The 19,850-nt window shown below is 37.5% G+C and carries 24 protein-coding genes and 1 pseudogene; 7 read left to right on the plus strand and 18 right to left on the minus strand.

What is annotated here, in order from left to right:
* The first annotated feature begins 170 nt into the window (after window positions 1-170).
* The 3 genes from B5D59_RS12220 to B5D59_RS12230 are packed head-to-tail and all read left to right on the plus strand — an operon-like array spanning window position 171 to window position 2,509.
* Window positions 171-1,109 (plus strand): cation diffusion facilitator family transporter, encoded by a 939-nt coding sequence (locus tag B5D59_RS12220; RefSeq protein WP_009497893.1) that lies wholly within the window; start codon window positions 171-173, stop codon window positions 1,107-1,109.
* Between the two features lie 5 nt (window positions 1,110-1,114).
* Window positions 1,115-1,570, plus strand: coding sequence for a hypothetical protein (locus tag B5D59_RS12225; protein ID WP_040759364.1), 456 nt, complete (start codon window positions 1,115-1,117; stop codon window positions 1,568-1,570).
* On the plus strand, window positions 1,571-2,509 hold the full coding sequence (locus tag B5D59_RS12230) for a TRM11 family SAM-dependent methyltransferase (protein WP_009497895.1): 939 nt from the start codon (window positions 1,571-1,573) through the stop codon (window positions 2,507-2,509).
* A 570-nt stretch (window positions 2,510-3,079) separates the two neighbouring features.
* Here B5D59_RS12230 and B5D59_RS12235 read toward each other — a convergent pair.
* Window positions 3,080-4,123: a DUF4030 domain-containing protein gene (locus B5D59_RS12235; RefSeq protein ID WP_078818163.1), complete on the minus strand. Its 1,044-nt coding sequence runs from the start codon at window positions 4,121-4,123 to the stop codon at window positions 3,080-3,082.
* The gene (locus B5D59_RS12240) at window positions 4,104-4,625 is read right to left on the minus strand and encodes an RNA polymerase sigma factor (RefSeq protein ID WP_009497897.1); all 522 of its coding nucleotides are present in this window, start codon (window positions 4,623-4,625) and stop codon (window positions 4,104-4,106) included. The genes B5D59_RS12235 and B5D59_RS12240 overlap by 20 nt, the downstream gene beginning before the upstream one ends.
* 713 nt (window positions 4,626-5,338) lie before the next feature.
* Between B5D59_RS12240 and B5D59_RS12250 the strand changes: the two genes are divergently transcribed.
* The gene (locus B5D59_RS12250) at window positions 5,339-5,788 is read left to right on the plus strand and encodes a hypothetical protein (RefSeq protein ID WP_009497899.1); all 450 of its coding nucleotides are present in this window, start codon (window positions 5,339-5,341) and stop codon (window positions 5,786-5,788) included.
* Window positions 5,789-5,833: 45 nt separating this feature from the next.
* The gene (locus B5D59_RS12255) at window positions 5,834-6,292 is read left to right on the plus strand and encodes a GNAT family N-acetyltransferase (RefSeq protein WP_009497900.1); all 459 of its coding nucleotides are present in this window, start codon (window positions 5,834-5,836) and stop codon (window positions 6,290-6,292) included.
* A gap of 140 nt (window positions 6,293-6,432) precedes the next feature.
* Here the strand turns inward: B5D59_RS12255 and B5D59_RS12260 are convergent, their stop codons facing one another.
* The 5 genes from B5D59_RS12260 to B5D59_RS12275 form a co-directional block, all read right to left on the minus strand.
* A complete protein-coding gene (locus B5D59_RS12260) occupies window positions 6,433-7,134 on the minus strand; it encodes an ABC transporter permease (RefSeq protein ID WP_078818165.1) in 702 nt (233 codons plus the stop codon).
* Between the two features lie 2 nt (window positions 7,135-7,136).
* Window positions 7,137-7,943, minus strand: a complete 807-nt coding sequence (locus B5D59_RS12265) for an ATP-binding cassette domain-containing protein (protein WP_078818166.1) — start codon at window positions 7,941-7,943, stop codon at window positions 7,137-7,139.
* Between the two features lie 202 nt (window positions 7,944-8,145).
* A complete protein-coding gene (locus B5D59_RS12270; protein ID WP_009497903.1) occupies window positions 8,146-9,510 on the minus strand; it encodes a leucyl aminopeptidase family protein in 1,365 nt (454 codons plus the stop codon).
* A gap of 44 nt (window positions 9,511-9,554) precedes the next feature.
* Window positions 9,555-9,710: a hypothetical protein gene (locus B5D59_RS18250; RefSeq protein ID WP_009497904.1), complete on the minus strand. Its 156-nt coding sequence runs from the start codon at window positions 9,708-9,710 to the stop codon at window positions 9,555-9,557.
* A gap of 130 nt (window positions 9,711-9,840) precedes the next feature.
* Window positions 9,841-10,077: a hypothetical protein gene (locus B5D59_RS12275; protein ID WP_040759370.1), complete on the minus strand. Its 237-nt coding sequence runs from the start codon at window positions 10,075-10,077 to the stop codon at window positions 9,841-9,843.
* Window positions 10,078-10,166: 89 nt separating this feature from the next.
* On the opposite strand from B5D59_RS12275, the gene B5D59_RS12280 reads away from it, so the two are divergent.
* Window positions 10,167-10,604, plus strand: coding sequence for a YaiI/YqxD family protein (locus tag B5D59_RS12280; RefSeq protein WP_040759371.1), 438 nt, complete (start codon window positions 10,167-10,169; stop codon window positions 10,602-10,604).
* Window positions 10,605-10,643: 39 nt separating this feature from the next.
* Window positions 10,644-10,952: an FtsX-like permease family protein gene (locus tag B5D59_RS12285; protein WP_040759373.1), complete on the plus strand. Its 309-nt coding sequence runs from the start codon at window positions 10,644-10,646 to the stop codon at window positions 10,950-10,952.
* 121 nt (window positions 10,953-11,073) lie between these two features.
* Here B5D59_RS12285 and B5D59_RS12290 read toward each other — a convergent pair whose 3' ends face one another.
* The 11 genes and pseudogenes from B5D59_RS12290 to B5D59_RS12340 all read right to left on the minus strand — a co-directional run bounded on the left by B5D59_RS12290 (window position 11,074) and on the right by B5D59_RS12340 (window position 19,697).
* On the minus strand, window positions 11,074-11,721 hold the full coding sequence (locus tag B5D59_RS12290; protein WP_139366010.1) for a zf-HC2 domain-containing protein: 648 nt from the start codon (window positions 11,719-11,721) through the stop codon (window positions 11,074-11,076).
* A 4-nt stretch (window positions 11,722-11,725) separates the two neighbouring features.
* Window positions 11,726-12,208: an RNA polymerase sigma factor gene (locus tag B5D59_RS12295; protein WP_009497909.1), complete on the minus strand. Its 483-nt coding sequence runs from the start codon at window positions 12,206-12,208 to the stop codon at window positions 11,726-11,728.
* Between the two features lie 456 nt (window positions 12,209-12,664).
* Window positions 12,665-13,764: pseudogene (locus B5D59_RS12300) on the minus strand (threonine synthase).
* A 610-nt stretch (window positions 13,765-14,374) separates the two neighbouring features.
* Entirely contained in the window at window positions 14,375-15,013 is a 639-nt protein-coding gene (locus B5D59_RS12305) for a FusB/FusC family EF-G-binding protein (RefSeq protein WP_040759375.1), read from the minus strand.
* Window positions 15,014-15,408: 395 nt separating this feature from the next.
* Window positions 15,409-15,735, minus strand: coding sequence for a YnfA family protein (locus B5D59_RS12310; RefSeq protein ID WP_009497914.1), 327 nt, complete (start codon window positions 15,733-15,735; stop codon window positions 15,409-15,411).
* 88 nt (window positions 15,736-15,823) lie between these two features.
* Window positions 15,824-16,387, minus strand: a complete 564-nt coding sequence (locus B5D59_RS12315; RefSeq protein WP_078818167.1) for a phosphoglycerate mutase family protein — start codon at window positions 16,385-16,387, stop codon at window positions 15,824-15,826.
* A gap of 168 nt (window positions 16,388-16,555) precedes the next feature.
* Window positions 16,556-17,077: a GrpB family protein gene (locus tag B5D59_RS12320; RefSeq protein WP_078818241.1), complete on the minus strand. Its 522-nt coding sequence runs from the start codon at window positions 17,075-17,077 to the stop codon at window positions 16,556-16,558.
* 126 nt (window positions 17,078-17,203) lie between these two features.
* Entirely contained in the window at window positions 17,204-17,398 is a 195-nt protein-coding gene (locus tag B5D59_RS18715) for a DUF6980 family protein (protein WP_078818168.1), read from the minus strand.
* 120 nt (window positions 17,399-17,518) lie between these two features.
* A complete protein-coding gene (locus B5D59_RS12330; RefSeq protein WP_009497916.1) occupies window positions 17,519-17,866 on the minus strand; it encodes a hypothetical protein in 348 nt (115 codons plus the stop codon).
* A gap of 295 nt (window positions 17,867-18,161) precedes the next feature.
* On the minus strand, window positions 18,162-18,545 hold the full coding sequence (locus tag B5D59_RS12335; protein WP_245799518.1) for a hypothetical protein: 384 nt from the start codon (window positions 18,543-18,545) through the stop codon (window positions 18,162-18,164).
* A 588-nt stretch (window positions 18,546-19,133) separates the two neighbouring features.
* Entirely contained in the window at window positions 19,134-19,697 is a 564-nt protein-coding gene (locus B5D59_RS12340) for a DUF6434 domain-containing protein (RefSeq protein WP_078818169.1), read from the minus strand.
* Between the last annotated feature and the right edge of the window lie 153 nt (window positions 19,698-19,850).

Here is a 19,850-nt window from a genome sequence, read left to right on the forward strand (position 1 = left end):
GTTGCATAGAATATCGTTTCATGGGATAATGGACTAACTACAAATGAATGAGTGATCGCAATGAAAATTCTTAACCAAATCCAACAATTAAAAATGTTTCAAACCTCACCTACAACAGGTGAGGTTTTTTTGTTGCTTATAGGAAACACTAGTAGAGGGGGAAAAAAATAATGATCAATCTCAATCAAAGTCAAAATCATTCTGCTTCTGCTATTATGGCAATCTGGATTAGTTTGCTGAGCAATATCGTCTTAACTGTTTTAAAACTAATCGTCGGGTTTGTTTTTAGAAGCCCTGTGTTACTTGCCGACGGCTTCCATAACGCAGGAGACGTCGTCGCTTCAGCCGCTGCTCTAACTTCTATGCAGATTTCAAAACGCCCTGCTGATGAAGATCACCCATATGGTCACGGCAAGGCAGAAGTGATCGGGTCCGGTATTGTCGCGATCATTTTAGGACTAGCCGCCATTTATATCGCATTCGAAGCGGTAAAAGCGCTATTCGAAGAACCTGCAACGGCCAGCAAAATTGCTTTGTTGACGGCAGTGATCTCATTCATTTGGAAGTATGTACTGTACGTCTATACGATGCGTATCGGGAAAAAGGAAAATAGTAAAGGATTGATCGCAACGGCATACGATCATTTGGCAGATGTCTACGCTTCACTCGCCGCAGTCGTCGGGATTGGCCTGGCGTTAGTTGGAGATCTTTTTGACATTCCCTTCCTTTCTTATGGCGATCCATTTGCCGGTATCGTCGTGTCGGTTCTCGTTTTTCGGTTAGCAATGGAGATCGGTAAAGAGAGTATGGATATTCTTATGGAGAAAAGTGTCAGCGATGAACGTCTCGCTGCGTTTGAAACAGTTATTCTCTCTGTACCTGAAGTGAAGAGAATCGATCGTCTTCGCGCGAGAGAACATGGCCATTACGTGCTGGTCGATATTCGAATTGGTGTAGAGGGAAATTTGACGGTTCAAGAAGGTCATGTAATTTCGAGCAGGATCCGAAATATGATCATGGCGCAAAATGAAGATGTCGACGAAGTGTTAATTCATTTAAATCCGTGGTATCCCGAAAATGAATCCGGTATACTTACTAACGAGGAGTGAACGAAATGAACCCATTAACAATTGATGCATTGGAAATCTGTCTAAAGGAAACTGAAGAAACACTACGCAGCGCAGACTCCGCCTTTTTAAAGGAGCCGATATCCTATCTAAAATCTCACTTACCTGAATTTCTTTACGTAGAATCCCCTGACTTTGACGACTACAAAGTGGATTCACTCGTAATTGAAGTAGATGATATTTTTGGAACATATATGGTGCTTTTCGGTTTACAAGGGAAGAAAAAAGAAGGAGATGCGATTCGTTCTTATATCGAATCCATCCTTCAGCAACAACTCATTGGATTCAGTATCTCTTTTTCAGATAACGAAGGTCTGTGGGAAGTGAATATGCCGCTTGATCCAATTGAAGGTTTTGAAGAGTCCATGCCAATCGAGCAAGTGCTTCAACTTCTTCACCAAGCACTAGATGGTCTGCGCAACCAAATGAAAGCAGGTAAGTAAGTGAGGTCTCCAAAATTTATTTATACGTATATCCGCCATCGTGATGAGCAAGAACTATGTCAGATGGAAATGCGTGCTTTTTTCGGAAAAGACGTGCAGGACAATGTCATCCAGAGCGATATGGAAATCAATCCATCACGCAGTCCATTTATGCAAGCACGACTTGATGTATGGATTCAGGCAGATAGTGCGGATTCATTGGCAAAACAAGCTTCTGAACTAGAAATTGGCCAATCATTCAAGACGGTTTGCCTCAATGATATGGAGCTGGCCGGTACCCCGAAGATCGGTCATGCCGAACGCCGTAAAGTCGAACGAAATGTCGGACTACAAATAAAGGGTGAACCTGAGCTGGATGATCCCAAAGTATTGATTGGGATTATACAATTGGCGGATCAGTGGTATGCAGGAAAGCTGACCCGAAGTTCATCCGACTGGCATGCACATCAACAAAAGCCCCATATGTATTCGACTGCGCTCGGTACTCGATTGGCAAGAGCAGCTGTGAATATTGCTGTGCCACATCCTGAAGGTGTGCGGGTGATCGATCCATGCTGTGGAATCGGGACCGTGCTGGTGGAAGCTTTATCGATGGGGATTCCGATCGAGGGACGGGATATTAATCCGCTAGTCGTCTATGGTTCAAGAAAAAACATTGCGTATTTCGGCTTGGAAGGCACTGTGACAATCGGACCAATCTCAGAAGTGAAAGAAACGTATGACATTGCGATTATCGACATGCCTTATAATTTGTTTACGCATATTACAGCTGAGGGACAACTGGAGATTTTGAAGGAAGCCCGTCGTTTTGCCAAAAGCTGTTTGATCATTACGATTGAAAACATGGATGAGATGCTTGCAGTAGCTGGGTTTCATGTGGCGGACCGGTGCCTTGCGCGGAAAGGGACATTTTCTCGAGAAGTGGTTTTGTGTACATAAAAAGAGGCTATGACAGAACGAAAACATAGTCCGTTCCCCTGCGCTCCAAAAGGCACGCTCTTGAATACTAAATGGGTGAGCCTGTAAATATGGCGTACAATAGAAAAAATGCATGAAGGCGAAATTTGTCCTTCATGCATTTTTGAAGTTATGTCCCAGCCACTTATCTCATATCAACAATTTTAAATTCTATAAGAACACTTAAATATTCCTTGTAATAGATTCATTTCACATTTCCTAATAGAATTTTAGGTAGGAGTATTCAATTTTTTTCATGGTAGCCAGCTCCGCTACCTCGCCTTTGTATATTAAATCAAACGTATACTGATCGTTAGTTGAATAAGTTTTGTCCCCATCTTTTTCACTTTACCTCTGTTCCTTTATAATTATATACAGCTTTCCAATGTTCACTTTCACCTTTAAATTGATATTCATTGGGTTTTTTTCTAAACAAGCTGTCAACATTATGATTGTGAATGCTGCGCAAATATCTTTTTCAACTTAATCCCCCCTGCTGTATACTTCGTTAAACCGGAAGAAATTCCTACTTATTCCAATAATCCTCTCAACTTAATTTGCTATTTCAATGAAAGGTGTTTCCTTATCTTCCATTAATTGAATTGTGTACTTGTCATCACGAATGATCTCTTGTATCTCTGGAAGAGCTAAATATTCCCGTATCGCCTGTTCAATTTCTTCCGTAGTTTCTTTAGAAGTCAGTTGGTCCAAGTTTGATTTAATATATACATAGGCACGCCCGTTTTTCACTTTATACGATATACCTTCCAGTTGATACCTTGATTTCCCTGCCAATGCATCGTGTATATCCGATACAATATAGGCCCATCGGTTATCTTGCTGCCGATGTTCCAAATTGAAGGTTGTTACTTTTACATCCTTCACCTTTAACTTTTCTTTCTTTATTTCATTTTCAATATCTGCGATAATTTCCGTGCTCTCTAAAATATGATCCGGCATATCAATGGTGACGGTGTTCGAAATCCAGGATGTCTTCAAACCTGCCAATTCATGATCTGCTTCTTCGGCATAACCATACGCTGTAAACACTTCCTTCACAATCTCACGTACTTGATCATAAAGATCATTTGATTTTTGTGGACGTGGTGTATCCAATGCTTGAAGAATCTTCACTTCATAGCTGTCATAGCCATTTTCCGATAAAAAGCCCAGTATTTTCGGTTCAAGTTCTTTTGTAGCTTGCTTCAACGTAGAATCATTCAGTTCGAGTGCTATTTCAATGAGGTATGGAGATGGCAAGACCCCTACCGAACTCACCGCATACCCCTCCGCTTCCACTAATTTAAACAGTTGTTCTGTTAAATCGGACGTGTCCTCACCGTCTGAAATACTAGGCGTAATCGATATAGGCAAAACCTTCGCAGCAAGACCAGCCATAGTAGTTGAATAAAAAGGAGACAGGATGAAAAAAGCCATACATACCATGACTGCAACATAAAGGTACTGTTTTGTTTGGCATCTTTTGCTGCGAATTGTGCCATTCATAATTTTAGTTCGTAGTTGACTTTTGGCTTCTTTCGTCATCTTTAGTTCTTGTTCCAGATCCTTAAATTCTTCATCCATGAAATCTTTCATAGGTAAACCCTCCTTTTATCAGTTCATTTTTCAATTCAGCCAAGGCTCGTTTCAACGTCATTTTGACCTTGCTTTCAGACCAGTTTAGAATGTCGGCTGTTTCTGCAGTAGAAAACTCTTTTAATTTCCTCAAAATAATTACATGCCGATAAGTCAGCTTTAATTGTTGAATCGTCCGGTAAAGTTGTTCCGTTTGATCATTCATCGCAACAATCTGTTCAGGCATAGGCTTGAAATCTTTTTCATGCATTGTTAAACCTAAATAATGTTGCAGCGGATGTTTTTTTCTGAAATAGTCTTGTGTGACATTAAAAGCAATAGCAAATAACCACGTTTTCGCTGTCGATTGCTGTTCAAATTTCGAATAATTCTTATGTGCTTTCAGGAACGTTTCCTGGGTCAAATCTTCTGCTTGTTGATAATCTCTCACCATTAAGAGTATGTAGCTTAAAATAGATTCTCCATATTCATCGAACCATTCAACCAAGTCGTCTTCTTTCAAAGATGTTCACCTCTTTCTATATACTTAGACGGAATCTGGAATGGAAGCGTCACGTTTTTATAATTTCATTTTTAATCAGTGAGTAAAAGTGATCGCTCAGCAACATATATCACGAATCAAGGAAAAAAGCATTAATCCGCTGTTGGATTAATGCTAATGAAGTGAATCTATTTAAGTTAGCTATAATCCATGCCACTAAACAAAAATAAAACTGCTTATTTGTATGGTAAAATTAATCTAAAGTTAACATGGAGGTGACTTTCATAAAAAGGTTGTTAGCAGCAATAGTTGCAGCTATTATTTTCGCTGTCATTTATTCATCTATTTCCTATGTTCCGCAGTCACAGCGTGAATATAATACGTATTACTTCGGATTCTTTGAAACAGCTTTTTTCGTCATATTATATGCTGGACCTGTTTTTCTTATGGTCGGGATCCCTTGTTCGATACTGATTGATAAATTATCTGAATTAGGAAATCTGCATTCAAAGAAAAACAAGTACATTAAAAGACTGATATTCTATTCAATTGCAGGTCTATTAGTTGGCACTGTCTTCCGTCTAATTTTGATGCCAGGAGATAATTCACTGTCTATCCTCTTTTGGTATAGTCTCATTGGATTTGCGGCATCCACTATCTATTACCATGTACTATTATTGATAACTAGTAATAACCTATTTAAAAGTAAATGATTTAAATTGAAAAGGTGAGTTATGAAAACGTTCGTCAAATTACTTATTGGATTCATGTCCGTGTTTACGCTAACTGGTTGTTTCGGTGAGGAGTATGATTTTACTCCACCCACTGTTCTTTTATCAGATCCTAACACCTTAGAAAGTGTCAAATTAATTGAGACGAATATTGATTGGAATTCTGATAAGGTATACAAAAAAGTAACGGAAGACTATGTAGCTTTTGCAAAAAGCCAAGAACCTTTGCATTTCAGTTCTAAGCAGAAAGTGGATATAGAATTTGATAGTCAGGATTTTGCTGTCGAAGAGCTAAGCGTAGCAGTGTGGGAAAATGATAAGCAGATAGAATTGGAATTACATGACGACCGAAGCTTTTATTTTCCAAAAGAAAAAGGCAAATATGTGCTCGAGGTACAGCTGATTTCTGATAAGGGTAACGCTCAATATGTAGGAAATATTATTATCGAATGAAAACGAAACGACAAATTTTCAGCAAAGCGGAAAGAGAGAAAGATCATGATAAAAAAAATTGATATAAAGAATGAAACAATTGCTGAAGAACTATTAAAACTTCAACTGCTTTCTTATAATGTAGAGGCAGAGTTAATTGACTTCTACGAGATACCTCCATTGAAAGATACCATCAAAACATTACAACAGTGCGATGAAATTTTTTATGGTCATTATGAACAGGACGGGGAGTTAAGTGGGGTAATTTCCATTAAGGTAGAAAAGAATGTCCTAGATATACACCGATTAATGGTGCACCCAAAGCACTTCAGAAAAGGCATCGCCAATATGTTATTGGCATTCGTTGAAGGCAGTGAGAAAGAAATTGATAAAATTATCGTATCAACAGGAACCAAAAACACGCCCGCAGTACGTTTCTATGAAATAAACGGATTCTCAAAAACAGGTGAAACTAGAATAACAGAACAACTTTCCTTAACTTCTTTTATTAAGATTCTTCACTGAGCATATACCTAGAGAACTGGTTGCATAGCCCAATAAAAGATTGATGAAATGAAGATGCCGCTAATTTTTTGAGAATTAGCGGTGTTTTTTAGTTTAGATGCTGAATAATCGGTCAATAATTAAGCACCCAATCAGGCGACTTATTCCTTTTTTATAAACAATCTTATCGTCAATATGAATGCCAGTATGATATAAACCACTATCCACATCGCATCCATCCAAAAATCCATTGCAATGCCATACAATGCATCATCTGTAAAATGGATAATGACTTGGGTTATGGGAGGAAACGGTAAAAGAATCCATTTAAATATAGACAGTTTCTCCGCAATTCCTTCCCCCGCCAATGACACGGCAATGACGAACATGGATGAGAGCCATGCAAACCGTTTTGAATCCTTCTTTATAATAGAGAAAAAGGATCCGAGCAATATACCGAATATTGCTGACACCAAATGTCCGTAAATGACAACACCCAATTGAAGCATTTGAATGTCTTCCTTAAATATAGAAAAGGTTAATGGATACACTATTGCACTCATACCCATCACAAACGCAAAGAGGAAGCAGACGAACCATTTACCATATAAGTACAAACGTTTGCTTTTCAGTTGAACAATCAACAAATCTTTTTCTCCAATTTCCTCTAATGAAAATACAGACATCGCCACCCACGTCATAATTAAATATAATGAAATACATGTAACTGCATAACTGCTCAAAATTGGAACACCGCTGTATGTATAAAAAATGATAATCCATGCTCCGAATAAGGTGATTGGTGGAATGAATGTCAACGAGCGGATATAACTTTTCAGTTGATATTTAATGTAACCTGGCATTATCATGCTTTCTCCTTCACTTCCAGTATGGAGCAGTTCATTTGGAGCAACTTCAGTAATAGTTCATCACTTTTTTCTTGATCCACAGTAATTAGTGCTGTATTGCCGTCAAATTGTATTCGGTTAGGCGGTATAAAACCTAAGTCCTTTTCATCAATAAACTGTACGCGGATCCACTTTTCCTTTTTAAAGTGTGGCTGATAGGAAGTCATTTTTCCGGAACTAATATGTAAAATATCTGTTGCCATTTGTGAAACTAATCCCTCGTCATGTGCTGTAAATAGGATTGGCATTTGCCCTCGAATCTCTTGCAATACAGAGATCAATGTTTGTTGTGATTTCAGATCCAATCCAGTTAGCGGCTCATCTAAAAGAAGGATTTCAGGGCGCATGAGCAATGCTTGAATAATCCCCACTTTCTGTTTCGTACCTTTTGAACAAGCCTCAAGGGGCATAGATAAAAAAGGACTTAAATCAAATAAATCAACATAGTTTGCAATCAGCTGTTCTTTCCCCTCTTCAGCTGCATGAAAGGAAGCTGTAAGAGACAAGTATTCTTTCACTTTAAAACGAATGCCTTCGGGAAAGTGTTCTGGTACATATCCAATTTTGTTCGTATTCCTAATCACTTTACCATCTGTTGGTTCGTAAATGCCTGCTAAAACTTTTAACAATGTACTCTTACCTGAACCATTGCTCCCCTGAACAAACAACACTGATTTCTTTTTACAAGTAAAGGATATATTCTCAAACAAACGATTCCCATCAAAATCCTTACTAACATTACGCGCTTCCAAAACAACCGACACTCATGCACACTTCCTTTCCGAATGTTACATATTAATGAGAATAAACCATTAAACTCACTGTACTTGATTAATAGAAATTCGCGTTGTTCATACGTTTACTATAAGATTAATTCCAATAGATCAAAACACATACAAAAAAGCAATGCATAATGCAATGCTTTCTTGTATTTGTAACAGATTAGTAAAAATTGGATCACTGTTATTATTTCAATGATGTAGTGTAATCCGCAAGCAATCGTGCACCATATCCCGTTGCCGACTTCGTATAATAGCCTTTCGTCTTCTGCTTATCCATGACGCCCGCCATATCCACATGCAACCAGTTCTTCTTCGGTGCAAATTTACGCAAGAAGAGACCCGCTGTGATTGCACCCGCTTCAGACATCGAGCTGATATTATTACAATCCGCGTATGCGCTATCCAATGATTCTTCATAGACATCAACTAAAGGAAGCGGCCAGATGAAATCACCGTTTTGATCGCCAATTTTCTTCATTTTAAAGGCTAATTCCTCATCACCAAAGACACCGCCGACTTCCGTACCGAGTGCGCTGACTACGGCCCCTGTCAATGTCGCAATATCGACTGTATACTCTGCGCCTAATTCTTCTGCACGAATCAAGCCATCCGCCAGAATCAAGCGACCTTCCGCATCCGTATTGCCGACTTGTACGCTTATGCCGTTCTTATATTGAATGACTTCACCAGGCATTACCGCTTCCGGTCCAGGTGTGTTCTCCACCATCGGAATCAACGCAACGACATTTACTTTCGCATCAGAATACGCAAGAAGTGACATCGCACCGCATACTGCTGCCGATCCACCCATGTCCATTCGCATATCACTATCGTCTCGTCCACCTTTTAAGCTGATGCCGCCAGAATCGTATGTTACACCTTTTCCAACAAGCGCAACAAGTGGTTTTGAAGCATCGGTTTGTAGAGTCATTTCAACAAATGAAGGCTCATACTTACTACCACGGCAAACTGTAAGGACTCCATTCATTTGGCGCTCTTCGATTTCTTTCTTGCCGAGTACATCCACTTTTACCTTTGTACCTTTAAAATAGTCTTTCAGCACTTTCGGATACGTTTGCGGGTTGAGAACATCAGATAATTCATTCATAAGATCGCGGGAAAACTTCATCGCTTCTGCACGGACTACTCCTGCTTTCACTGCCGCTTGGTCCGCATCTTTTATTTCTAACACTGTAATAGGATTCGCTTTCTTTGATTGGTAGCGATCGAAGTGATACGCTCCGAGATGCCAGCCCTCCACAAATGCCGTTACCGCTTCGTCAGCAGACAACCATTTTTGTTCTAATTGCTCTGCGCTGATCGTTGCTGTTTGCACTTTTTGCGCAGATAAGTCTCGGGATACTTCACCCGCAATGTTGCGGATATCGTCGAGTGATTTCCATTGCTTGTCTTTTAAGGCAACGACTTGTTTTCCTTCGAGAACAAATGAAGAATGTCCTCCAGATTGATTGTTTACGAATTGTTTCACCAGTTGATTTTTCGTTAACTGTCCATCATTTGCGAATAAAATTTCTGCGTTAATTTGCATGTATTAGTAGCTCCCCTCATTATTTCGCTTCTCTAAATAGTTTATCATTTTTTATCGAAGAGCGCTAAGCTTAGCGTTGCAATGGGACCGAGCAGTAAAGACAGCAAGAACCAATTGAAGCCGCTTCGATTCTTCCCTTGCGCGAGTACCGCATTAATGAGTGCGAGCGTCCCCCACCCGACAAAATATCCTTCATTCATTTACTATCACTCCATTATTAGTTTGTTATACCATTGTATACGGTTTGAGTGATACGTTGGTTTCATGGACAGTTTGCCAAACAAAAAAGGAACATTCAAGATGCTCCTTTCAATCCAAACTGCTATTCTGTTAGCTATTAATAGCTGTCGGTGCAATGTCATCATTGGAATTTTGGTAGTTTTGCTCCCCAACTTTTGCACGAATTTCCTCTTCTGACAGCGGTGGCGGAATTTCGTGATCTGCCAGTGCTCTCGTTTCCGGAGGTACTTCAACATTTTCCAATGCAGCATTACGCGCATCAATTTCACGTCCATATTGCTCGCGCTGTTCCACGGTAGATCTTTCGCCCTTCGGTAAATCAGCCATACATGTCACCTCAGTCTCCTGTTTTCCCTTATCTTTCCCCAAATTTGTTATACTAAACCTACTAAGTGAAGCGGAAGGAGTTCGACATTTTGACAACTATTTTAGTGGATGCGGACGGCTGCCCAGTCATTCAAGAAACCATTGCGCTTGCCAATGAATTCAAGTTGCCTTGCGTGTTGATTTGCGACACGGCCCATGAAATGCATCGAGAAGGCGCGGAGACAATTACCGTTTCAAAAGGCGCAGATGCCGTGGACTTTGTATTGGTGAACCGAATCAAAAAAGGCGATATTGTCATCACTCAGGATTATGGATTGGCTGCAATGGCGTTGGCGAAACAAGGTTTGCCAATCGATCAAAATGGCAGACTGTATACAAACGAAAACATCGACCAATTGCTTGCCGCGCGACACCAAGCGCAGAAAATCAGACGTGCTGGAGGAAGATTGCGGGGTCCGAGAAAACGGACGGCTGAGCAGACGGAAGGATTTGTGTCCAGCTTGCGGAAATTGTGCAGCTCGTTATAGAAGGAGTAAATTCTATGGATACAGGCAGGTGTTGAAGAAGTGTTAAAATTATTGATCATGCTTTTTTGTCTATTCATTGCACTGCGGCTTCTTTTTAAAAAAAGACAAATCATTTTAGGTTTATCCGTTAAACAAGTCTTCCTTTCAGTTGTTGCATACCTAGTTGCCGTATTAATTGGGACCGTTTGTATTTATTATATTGGGAACTGGATTGCAAAGAGCTTTGCAAGTCCCTTTCTTCAATATGCTGTATTCATATTGATCATTATTGTTACGTTTGCGTTCGTTCAACCCTTATTGCACAAAGCGGTTAACAGAATCACTGACGGCAAATTGTTCAATGATTAAAAAGCATCGGATAAAAAAGATCCCTTTTGATTTTTCAAAAGGGATCTTTTTATTGAAGTGAATGCTTATTTTCATAGACCATCTCGCAGGTTTGTTTCTAAACTTTAACTCTCTGTTTATATCATTCAATTTCGTATAGATCTTTTACAAGTATTTCCTCAGTTCTATCTTTATAATGTATGGTTACTTTATCTTCATCTTTTATTTTTAGTTGTTTTCCATCATCAAGCAAAAGTGTATTGTTATCTACAAAAGTATATCGAACACTAATTCCATCTTTCAAAAGTTTTGCCGAAGGAGAAAAATCGTCTCTCATTTCATAGACAAATATAGAATTTATATATCCTTCATCCGAATTTTCCATCGTTAAAAGATAGCGGTTTTCTTTAGATGGTTTGAAGGTAAGTGTAGTAGTCATATCTTGGCTATGAATGTTTGCCTCCACGTTGTCGGCATCTGCTAATCGCATGTCTACAAACGCAAAATAATAAATCGCAATCAATAGAAGAAAAACGGATACTAATGATGAGACAATAACCAAAACCTTTTTTCTGTTGTTGCTGCGTACTTTTTTGAAGTAATCAATATTTCTTTTTTCCTTTGTTCGCTCATTTTCATCTTTTCGGAAAAACTCTTCTTTCATCTCGTTTAGATAACTTCTGCATTCTTCACATTGCGCCATGTGTTTATTCATTTGATTGTTGGTCTTCTCACTAGTTAGCCCTTCGATATAAGCAGAGGCTAAATCCTTAAAAACATTATGTTCCATTGCTTTATTCACCCTTCCTTAATTCTAATTTTGCTCGGTAAAATGTTACTCTTGCCCAGTTTTCTGTTCTTTCAAATACGGTTCCTATCTCTTTAAAAGATAAGTCACCCAACAATCGAAGATATAGTATTTCTCTTTTTTCCTCACTAAGCCGCCGTGCTTTTTTAAAGAATTCCATTACATCTTCATGTCGTATATACTCTTCCTCCAGATCGTAAAATTTTGTTTCTTCAAGACTTAGTGATGTTACCAGCTGCTGTTTTTTATTATTGCGATTGGTTTCTTGTAACCAAACGTTTTTAGCAATCGAACAAAGCCATGTAGAGAATTTTGCTTTACCATTGCTATGATAGTTATTAATGGACTTTACTGCTTGATAAAATGTTTCTTGTGTTAATTCTTCTGCTGAATGAAAGTCATTCGTTAAAGTGAACAAATACTTGAAAATAAAATCTCCATATTCTTGATATATAGTATCTTTATCCACTGCCTACCTCCCTCGTCCAACTTGGAATGATTCGAATTCGAGTAACCTATCTCAATGATAGGTATTTTGTTGATCTAATTTACCATTTCTTTATAGTAAATCAACATCTCAAATGGCTAATCACTTATATATCCATAAATTTCAGGTTTCGTTACAACATTTTTAAATTTTCCATTCAAAACTTTGCATAAAAAAATAAACATCTTATAAAAAGACGCAGATATGCATTTATTTAACTATACGAAAGGATCGATCACAAGACTTATTGAATAAAAGAACTAATTACTTAGGAGACCGAATAGGATAAGGTCTACTTTGCACATTCAAAAAAACACAAGTGGTTTCAATCCTCCACTTGTGTTTTTTGCGTATTTATGAAAGTTTATAAGCTAATTCCTCGCTAACAATATAGGGCTTTGAACTAAAGTTTGATTTTTATGGAAGCATCCTTTAATTCTAATTCGACTTAATGCCAGCTCCACATAAAAGGACCATAATCACCTCATCTTGAGATTTCGAATACTTTAAGTACCCTGCATAATTAATAGCTGAAGTGATTTCTACATAGAATCCTTTCGCTGCAAGTTTTTTACGAGATTCAGCTATTGCTTCTTCGCCAAATGTAATAAATGTGCCTTCAGTTTCTCGGATTGCTTCTAATATTTGCTTCGACCTTGCTGGCACTGCAATGGCAATCCCCTCTGCTAAAGTTCCTTCAATACGAACGGGCTTTGCAATTAACTCTTGTTTTTCAAACGCTTTAGCCAGTGGTGCGCAATTTTCAGCTTGAATGGCTACAATCTTTGGCATACGTTCAATTTTTTCCACCTCTAAAAGTTCCTTGAAACCATAATATACACCTAATACTAATGTTCCGTTGCCTACTGGAACAATCACTGTATCGGGTGCTTTTTTAACTGCTTAAAAATCTCAAACGCATATGTTTTCGTTCCTTCGTAAAAATATGGATTATAGACATGCCTGGCATAAAAAACTTGTTCTTCTTCAACAGCTAATTGGGCCGCAACAGCCACATCTTCTCTTATCCTTTTAATAGCTTTAACCTTTGCTCCATGTGCCTTAATTTGCGCAAGTTTTTTGGGTGAAGTATCGGCACTCACATAAACATCACATTCAATTCCGGCTCTTGCACCATAAGCAGCAATTGCTGTTCCTGCATTCCCACTACTGTCTGCAATCATTTTTTTCACGCCTAGTTGTTTTGCCAGAGTTACTAATACTGCAGCGCCACGATCTTTAAATGAAAGTGTCGGCATCATAAATTCTTTTTTCACAAAAGTACTTGACTCTGCTTCATCTAATACAAGTAAAGGCGTTTGACCTTCACCTAGAGTAACAGATGACCATCCTGCCAAATCTTCTCCAGCGTTCACTGAAGACGCATATCGCCAAATCGATGGATGGCTTGTCCATGGATCTTTTATTGAACCTACTTCGGATTTTAACAGGTTCAGCAGTTCGCCACATTCACATTTCCAGCGAGTTTCTTAAATCGGAAAAGTTTCATTACATACTGAACAAATATAATTAGTCATTTTCATCGTCTCCATTATTCGATATTCCCTATTGCTTCATATTCAATTTTAATACAAAGATGTAGAAGGAAATGAAGCAGCCCTCCCAATGGAATAAGCATGAATGTGTATCCATAAAAACTTGTCCCGCAGACCTAGAATTTTTTAAAGTCGTGGAACAAAGGCTTGAAGATAGACCTGAATTGAAAGTTGAGAGTAGGATTTATATGTGGTGCTCATTCTCCTAATTAAGAGAGCAGATCACGCTGAAGGAAGTGGGCAAAAAAATATGGGTGCTTTGGCGAGCCCGTAATGACACGGACTGACAAAACACCCTTCAATAGCTAGAAAAAAACACTTATTCCATTGTCCCGATGACCAAGAAAGCAACCGGCCTCATTGAGTGGCTCGCCTAACCAATAAGCAGACATTTTTAGGGGGTAAAATGAGTATTATTGGTCGTGCCTTTGGCTAATGGACTTACCAATACTATACCCAATCCTTCCAACTCAAAACTTATTTTAGTTACAAATTCATTTTCTTAGAAATTAGACGTTAAATGATCAATAAAAAAATTGGTATTTTAACTTGACGCGCCAGGTCGCTAGTTACACTATTTTCCACTATTGTTTTATTTTACGTTATCGACAAAATCATATACTTTTTCCAAAGAAAGCAAATGGTGATTACAATCTTCAGTATCTCGACAGATATAATTCCCTTTTTTTGTATAGGTTCCAGCAATATTGCCTTTTGTTTTTGTCATAAACATACAAACAGGAGTCAATCGGTTACATATTGCACAAATTTGCTTAGTTTTCGTTTCATCAAATGTACCGGTTAACCCAATCATGCCCTTCCGAGTAGGAACGACCATATATCTTTTTTTCGTTCCAAAATCGTCATAACTAAAAAAAGACATTCTATTATAGTTCAGACTTTCTTTCGGCAACTTCATTTTTTTCACTTTTGGGAAAAGCTTTTGCAACTTCTGCTCTGAAAGCTCCTTGAACGGAATGATGTAAGCTTCGATTTCTACTAGATATTGTTCGGCTGTTTCCTTATCTACAACATTTACTATTTGGTTAAGTAGGTTCCTTTGTGCGGCTGTTACCCCCGCAAACAAATCTACTGTTTTTTCGATTGACAGTGATTCTATCGCGCCAATGACTTGTTGATCATTCACTGTTGCGTGACCATTCACTAGTTGTAATACCTGTCGTTTTATAAAATTAAACTGATCGTTTCTTATAAATTGTTCGTTCTTCATTTCTGTCAGCTCCTCTGTTTTTATGATGATCAAACAAAGTGCAAAGCCTTTAAATCGGAAATGGAGAAACTACATTCAAGCGATTAGATAACCATTCGCCCCATGCAAAGAATCGCCTTTTGATCATCTGGCTTTGCATGAGTCTTTTTAGAAGCTGGCAATGCCATTTGAGTTGCCATCTTCACATCACCTCCCGAAATATCGCCCTCTTTCTAATAGGCGCTACGTCGTTTATCATACAACTTTCTGTCTTTCGAGACAATATTTTTGTAAACGAATTGCATGTATATAAAACAAACAATAGACTAGTACTACACAAATAACCTATTGTTAACGGCTTTTTTCCCTTAATAATTAAAGTTCCCTATACTTGAATTGGAACAGATTATTTTGTATCATTGACGTGGTGCAAACAATATCACTGAAACACCAACCAAGCAGATACCTGCCCCTATAAAATCATATATATCAGGTGTTTTTTTATCAATTCCCCACCCCCATAATACGGATAGAAAGACAAAGACGCCTCCATATGCTGCATACACCCTACCAAAGGATGGGAATGTCTGGAATGTAACTACCACACCGTATAAAACTAATGCTATCCCTCCGAATAGCCCTAAAACAGCAGATTTATCCTCTCGCAACCATTGCCATATTAAATAACCTCCACCGATTTCAGCTAAGCCAGCTAAAAGGAAAATAATAACGACCTTAAACATCTTTAAAACCTCATCTCTTGAATTTCTGCAAACAATATAGCACGTTTATGCGACATGCATGCGATTGTTTATTAAACCATCACACGTGTCAATTTAATAAAGTGTATGTGGTACAATTCCAGTGCTTTGAACTTGACCTTTTCTTACCTTCCCACCCCATTTTCTGAAGCTCTTTTGCGATCAGCATGTTAAAAAAACCATGACCTACCAATACTATCGATGTATGTATTTCAGCGTATACTGCTAATAATTCTGATGCCTTTTCAGCTCGATCTTTTGCTTCTTTCAAGGACTCACAATCTCTTGAATAGCCCAAAAACCATAAACACCTTAAAATCAGGCTCCAAGTACTCGGACTTAGTTTGATACTCCCCACTGATGGATTGGGCAATTCTGTTTCACGAAACAAGGGGTCTGATACAGCTAATAAATTGGGTTTTAACAATCTTGCTGATTCTATAGACCTTTCTAAATCACTTGAAAAAACAATATTTGCCGATGCTATTCTATCAAGCGTATCTTCCGGATAAAAGTTTTCTTCAAAAACCCCTTGATTATCATACTTTCCAACCCAAATCTTAAACTCTTTACATTTCATTCGATTACTATCAGTACACGTAGATCTACCATGCCTAATTAATGAGATTTCCATAGTAACTCTCCTGCTATTCATTTTATGATAATATACCACTAAATGGCCATTTTACTGAATAGGCGGAGGTCCATAATCTGGAATTACGATCGTTTGTTAAAACCTATTTTGTAAGTACCATTTGATATTTCATAATTTGGTCCGATTCCAAAAGATAACAATTACAATTCACCTTTTACTTTTTCTCTTCCATTCTAGCGCCATTCGTTCCAAGTTCTGTACGAAGTTATTTTTACCGTCACTGTATCCTTCAATATCTTTTGGGAACTGTCGGGCAAGTCGCTCCTTTATATCCCCATATTCTTCCGCCGTTCCTTTATGTGAATTAAGATAATCGCGTACTGCAAGATGTCGCTCAATCTGAGTAAAATTATCGGCTTGTAATATATGTAGTTGATGTGTCCTGTTTTCTCCGCCTTTTCTAAAATACCTTCTTCCTTTCATACCCAATTCTCCAAGCGCCTCGTAACCTATTTCAAACATTTTTTCGTTATATTTATTGATATTCTCAATATCTTTGACTATTGGCATAATATCAATGATAGGCTTGGACTTTAAACCCGGAACCGCCGTGCTTCCAATGTGGTGAATCTCAATAATCTCTTCTTTTAATATCTCCTTAATCTTTTCCGCTTCCATTTTGAACAGTTTAACCCAGTTTTCATCATAGTTTGTTACAACAATATTCATAGCACGGTTCACCACGATATCTTACCTCCTTCAATTCCCTTGTTTGCACTCATTTTTATTCAGCTGCTTGGCTCGTTTTTGGAAAATACTGATTCAACTGTCGAACTTCATAAGAAGGATAGTAAATTATAATTTCGAACTACACCACGGACAGAATTCAATTCTTACACTTGAAGAGCCACCATCATGGATTACCAACCCGTATTCGATGTCTTTAGCATAAAAAATTATTATTTTATCAGGACATTCAAATGGATCGCTATGCACATCACATTTGAAATTTGCGTGGTATTCCATATCTTCACAACAGTGTTTTTTCATATATTTCTCCTCCTAAATTTAGCGTTCCATTTGTACGAGATGGACGCAATTATTCGCTGCTATAACGGATAGAGATTGTAATGCCATGCCCTATGAAGGAGAAGCTTTCAAGAGAAGTTATTATAGTATTAGCTGGTGCACCTCCCCAATAATGAACATTATTAAGCCGATCAGTGAAAGCATTATACCTACATAGAAAGGCCACGGATTGTCTTCTCTTTCCTTATCATATGTAAAAAGGGTTACTATGCAAAAGATAAGAGTAATGACAGGAATGAAGCCGTATTGAGGACCGAATGCAAATGCTATCCCACCAAAGATTAATCCAATAAGACCATAGGGATTTTGAGTTGGAATCCGGTCTAGATATTCCTTTTCATTCTCGGATAAACCATCCTTTTTGTCTCCCCATACATCTATATCTTTCATTTCATTGAGCAATTCTATTAACTTGTTAAACGATTTCATAAATCAAATCCACCTCATCATTTGATAGGTAATTCACTTTAAAAGTTTTGGCATTTTGAACTATGTGCGTCTAATTTGCGAGCCCTATACTGTCTTCTAGCCTTATTCGAAATCAGGTCAACTTCAGAAAGAGCACACTAAAATCCATTAGTGCACTCAACTATTGACTGTATGTGTGTATTTATCAAAGATTATAAGTAAACGCTATCTATCTGTATGCATGTGAATAATTATATCTTCTACTTGATTTTTTCTAGACATACGGCTCCCATTATTGCATCCGATAGTTAAAAATCTATCTAGCTAAATCTGTGAAAAACTCCCTCATATCTTCAGGTAATGCTTCAACTGCAAGAACTTTTAATCTTTCAGTTCCTGGCGAAGTCATAATTATATAAGTTTTTTTCTTATATTCAAATAAAGTAAACTGCCCTAGGCTATCTGCTGAATGCTTTTGAATATAATTGAAATCTTCCTCTGAAAAATAGTCTTCATAGCCATCCAATATAAGTTTTTGTGCCTGCTCAAAACTATCTGAAAAATGCAGTTTTTGATATAATTCAAGTGAATTTTTAGGTGTGAAAAAATAGATATAATATACTGATCCACTAACTATAAATAAGAACAAAACAAAGAAGACAATCCAATCTTTTTGCGTTTTTTTCCTTAAAGCTCTCAAGTTTCATCCCCTCTGCATTAATAATTCTTCCCTCTCATAATTGTAAATCCCCTCTTTTTAAACCCATGTTATCTTCTCTTTAAGTAAAATTATTCCTTTTATCAAGAATATTGTTAGTGAAATTAGGGAAGTTTTATACCTTGTTTTTTGAACGAAAAGAAATGTAAAACTTCTACTAAGATTTATTATTTTTTAACCGTTTATCTAGCATTAGCGATGATTCTTATTTCATTATCGTATCCTTTATTTGAATGTCTTTCTAGCATAACTTTCTACTATTTATCTTAAAATGCATCTACTCATTATCTTTTGTGTAAATCTTTTTTAGCGTTGTATTAATATTAACTAGAGCTATCAATATAAAGCCAAGCATTATGAAAGTTATAATTTCACCTGTAAAAAAAGACACGACACCAAATATCAAGGCATATAGCCCATACAAACTGTTATTCATATACAAAACCCCTCTTTTACGACAAACTTGTTCATTTGTTCAACGTTTATGCTGATTCCTATTTCAAAATTAATTCCAGTTCTAGAATAACCTCACCCTATATTAGCATATATTGTAAAATTATAAAAAGCTATTCACCCTTTATATTTATTGCTACCTGGCAGAACTTTAATTTTATTCCAAGCTTTAATTGCATCTTCTCGTTTTTTATTTTTGTTTTGAGGATCCGCAAAATAATCTCTGATGAATTGATTGTATTCGAATTGCGGGCCTATTTGTTTGTTATAGGATGGGTCTTTTTTTCTTTCTTCTTCCTCGTACCACGCTTCCACCACGTCCCGATATGTTTTTCCTGCATTGGCCTTAAAATAATTTTGAATATGCGTGGAGAAATGAAACTTCGGGATGACTGACTGGAAGAAGCCTCTAACTACCTGACTACAACGATGATTTTCTGCAATCACTGTATCTAAATTTAATTCTTCTAATTTTGTTTCTGTCGAGAAAGAACTTCTTTTCCTTGTTGGCTTTTCAATTTTTCCGGTATCGAGAAATATTGCTATTCTCTCTGTAAGTTCAGTTTTAGAACCTGAAGCACTTATCCCATTTTCTCTACAGAAAGATTGTAATTCCTCTTTTAGCCAATAAAAATCACGAAAATTATGTACATCTAAATCCCTTGTTAATTCAGGCCTCAATTATCCTACCTCCGATTTTAAATTCCGAATTAATGAATGCCAATATATTCTCTGTCTTAAAGATAGCCATTACCACCCATTCAGCCCCCCCCTTTTTAACTACTATTACATTATAAACTTGTATTCTTCACCATGCCTTTTTCCTATTTATAT

Origin of the sequence: Sporosarcina newyorkensis, from assembly GCF_900167515.1 — a bacterium.
Taxonomy (GTDB): Bacteria; Bacillota; Bacilli; order Bacillales_A; family Planococcaceae; genus Sporosarcina; species Sporosarcina newyorkensis.

Coding starts and splice junctions, on each gene's coding strand:
- B5D59_RS12220 (WP_009497893.1), top strand. CDS start 171: ATGATCAATCTCAATCAAAGTCAAAATCATTCTGCTTCTGCTATTATG.
- B5D59_RS12225 (WP_040759364.1), top strand. CDS start 1,115: ATGAACCCATTAACAATTGATGCATTGGAAATCTGTCTAAAGGAAACT.
- B5D59_RS12235 (WP_078818163.1), bottom strand. CDS start 4,123: ATGAAAGATTTCATGGATGAAGAATTTAAGGATCTGGAACAAGAACTA.
- B5D59_RS12250 (WP_009497899.1), top strand. CDS start 5,339: ATGAAAACGTTCGTCAAATTACTTATTGGATTCATGTCCGTGTTTACG.
- B5D59_RS12255 (WP_009497900.1), top strand. CDS start 5,834: ATGATAAAAAAAATTGATATAAAGAATGAAACAATTGCTGAAGAACTA.
- B5D59_RS12260 (WP_078818165.1), bottom strand. CDS start 7,134: ATGCCAGGTTACATTAAATATCAACTGAAAAGTTATATCCGCTCGTTG.
- B5D59_RS12270 (WP_009497903.1), bottom strand. CDS start 9,510: ATGCAAATTAACGCAGAAATTTTATTCGCAAATGATGGACAGTTAACG.
- B5D59_RS18250 (WP_009497904.1), bottom strand. CDS start 9,710: ATGAATGAAGGATATTTTGTCGGGTGGGGGACGCTCGCACTCATTAAT.
- B5D59_RS12275 (WP_040759370.1), bottom strand. CDS start 10,077: ATGGCTGATTTACCGAAGGGCGAAAGATCTACCGTGGAACAGCGCGAG.
- B5D59_RS12290 (WP_139366010.1), bottom strand. CDS start 11,721: ATGGAACATAATGTTTTTAAGGATTTAGCCTCTGCTTATATCGAAGGG.
- B5D59_RS12305 (WP_040759375.1), bottom strand. CDS start 15,013: ATGAAGAACGAACAATTTATAAGAAACGATCAGTTTAATTTTATAAAA.
- B5D59_RS12310 (WP_009497914.1), bottom strand. CDS start 15,735: ATGTTTAAGGTCGTTATTATTTTCCTTTTAGCTGGCTTAGCTGAAATC.
- B5D59_RS12315 (WP_078818167.1), bottom strand. CDS start 16,387: ATGGAAATCTCATTAATTAGGCATGGTAGATCTACGTGTACTGATAGT.
- B5D59_RS12320 (WP_078818241.1), bottom strand. CDS start 17,077: ATGAATATTGTTGTAACAAACTATGATGAAAACTGGGTTAAACTGTTC.
- B5D59_RS18715 (WP_078818168.1), bottom strand. CDS start 17,398: ATGAAAAAACACTGTTGTGAAGATATGGAATACCACGCAAATTTCAAA.
- B5D59_RS12330 (WP_009497916.1), bottom strand. CDS start 17,866: ATGAAATCGTTTAACAAGTTAATAGAATTGCTCAATGAAATGAAAGAT.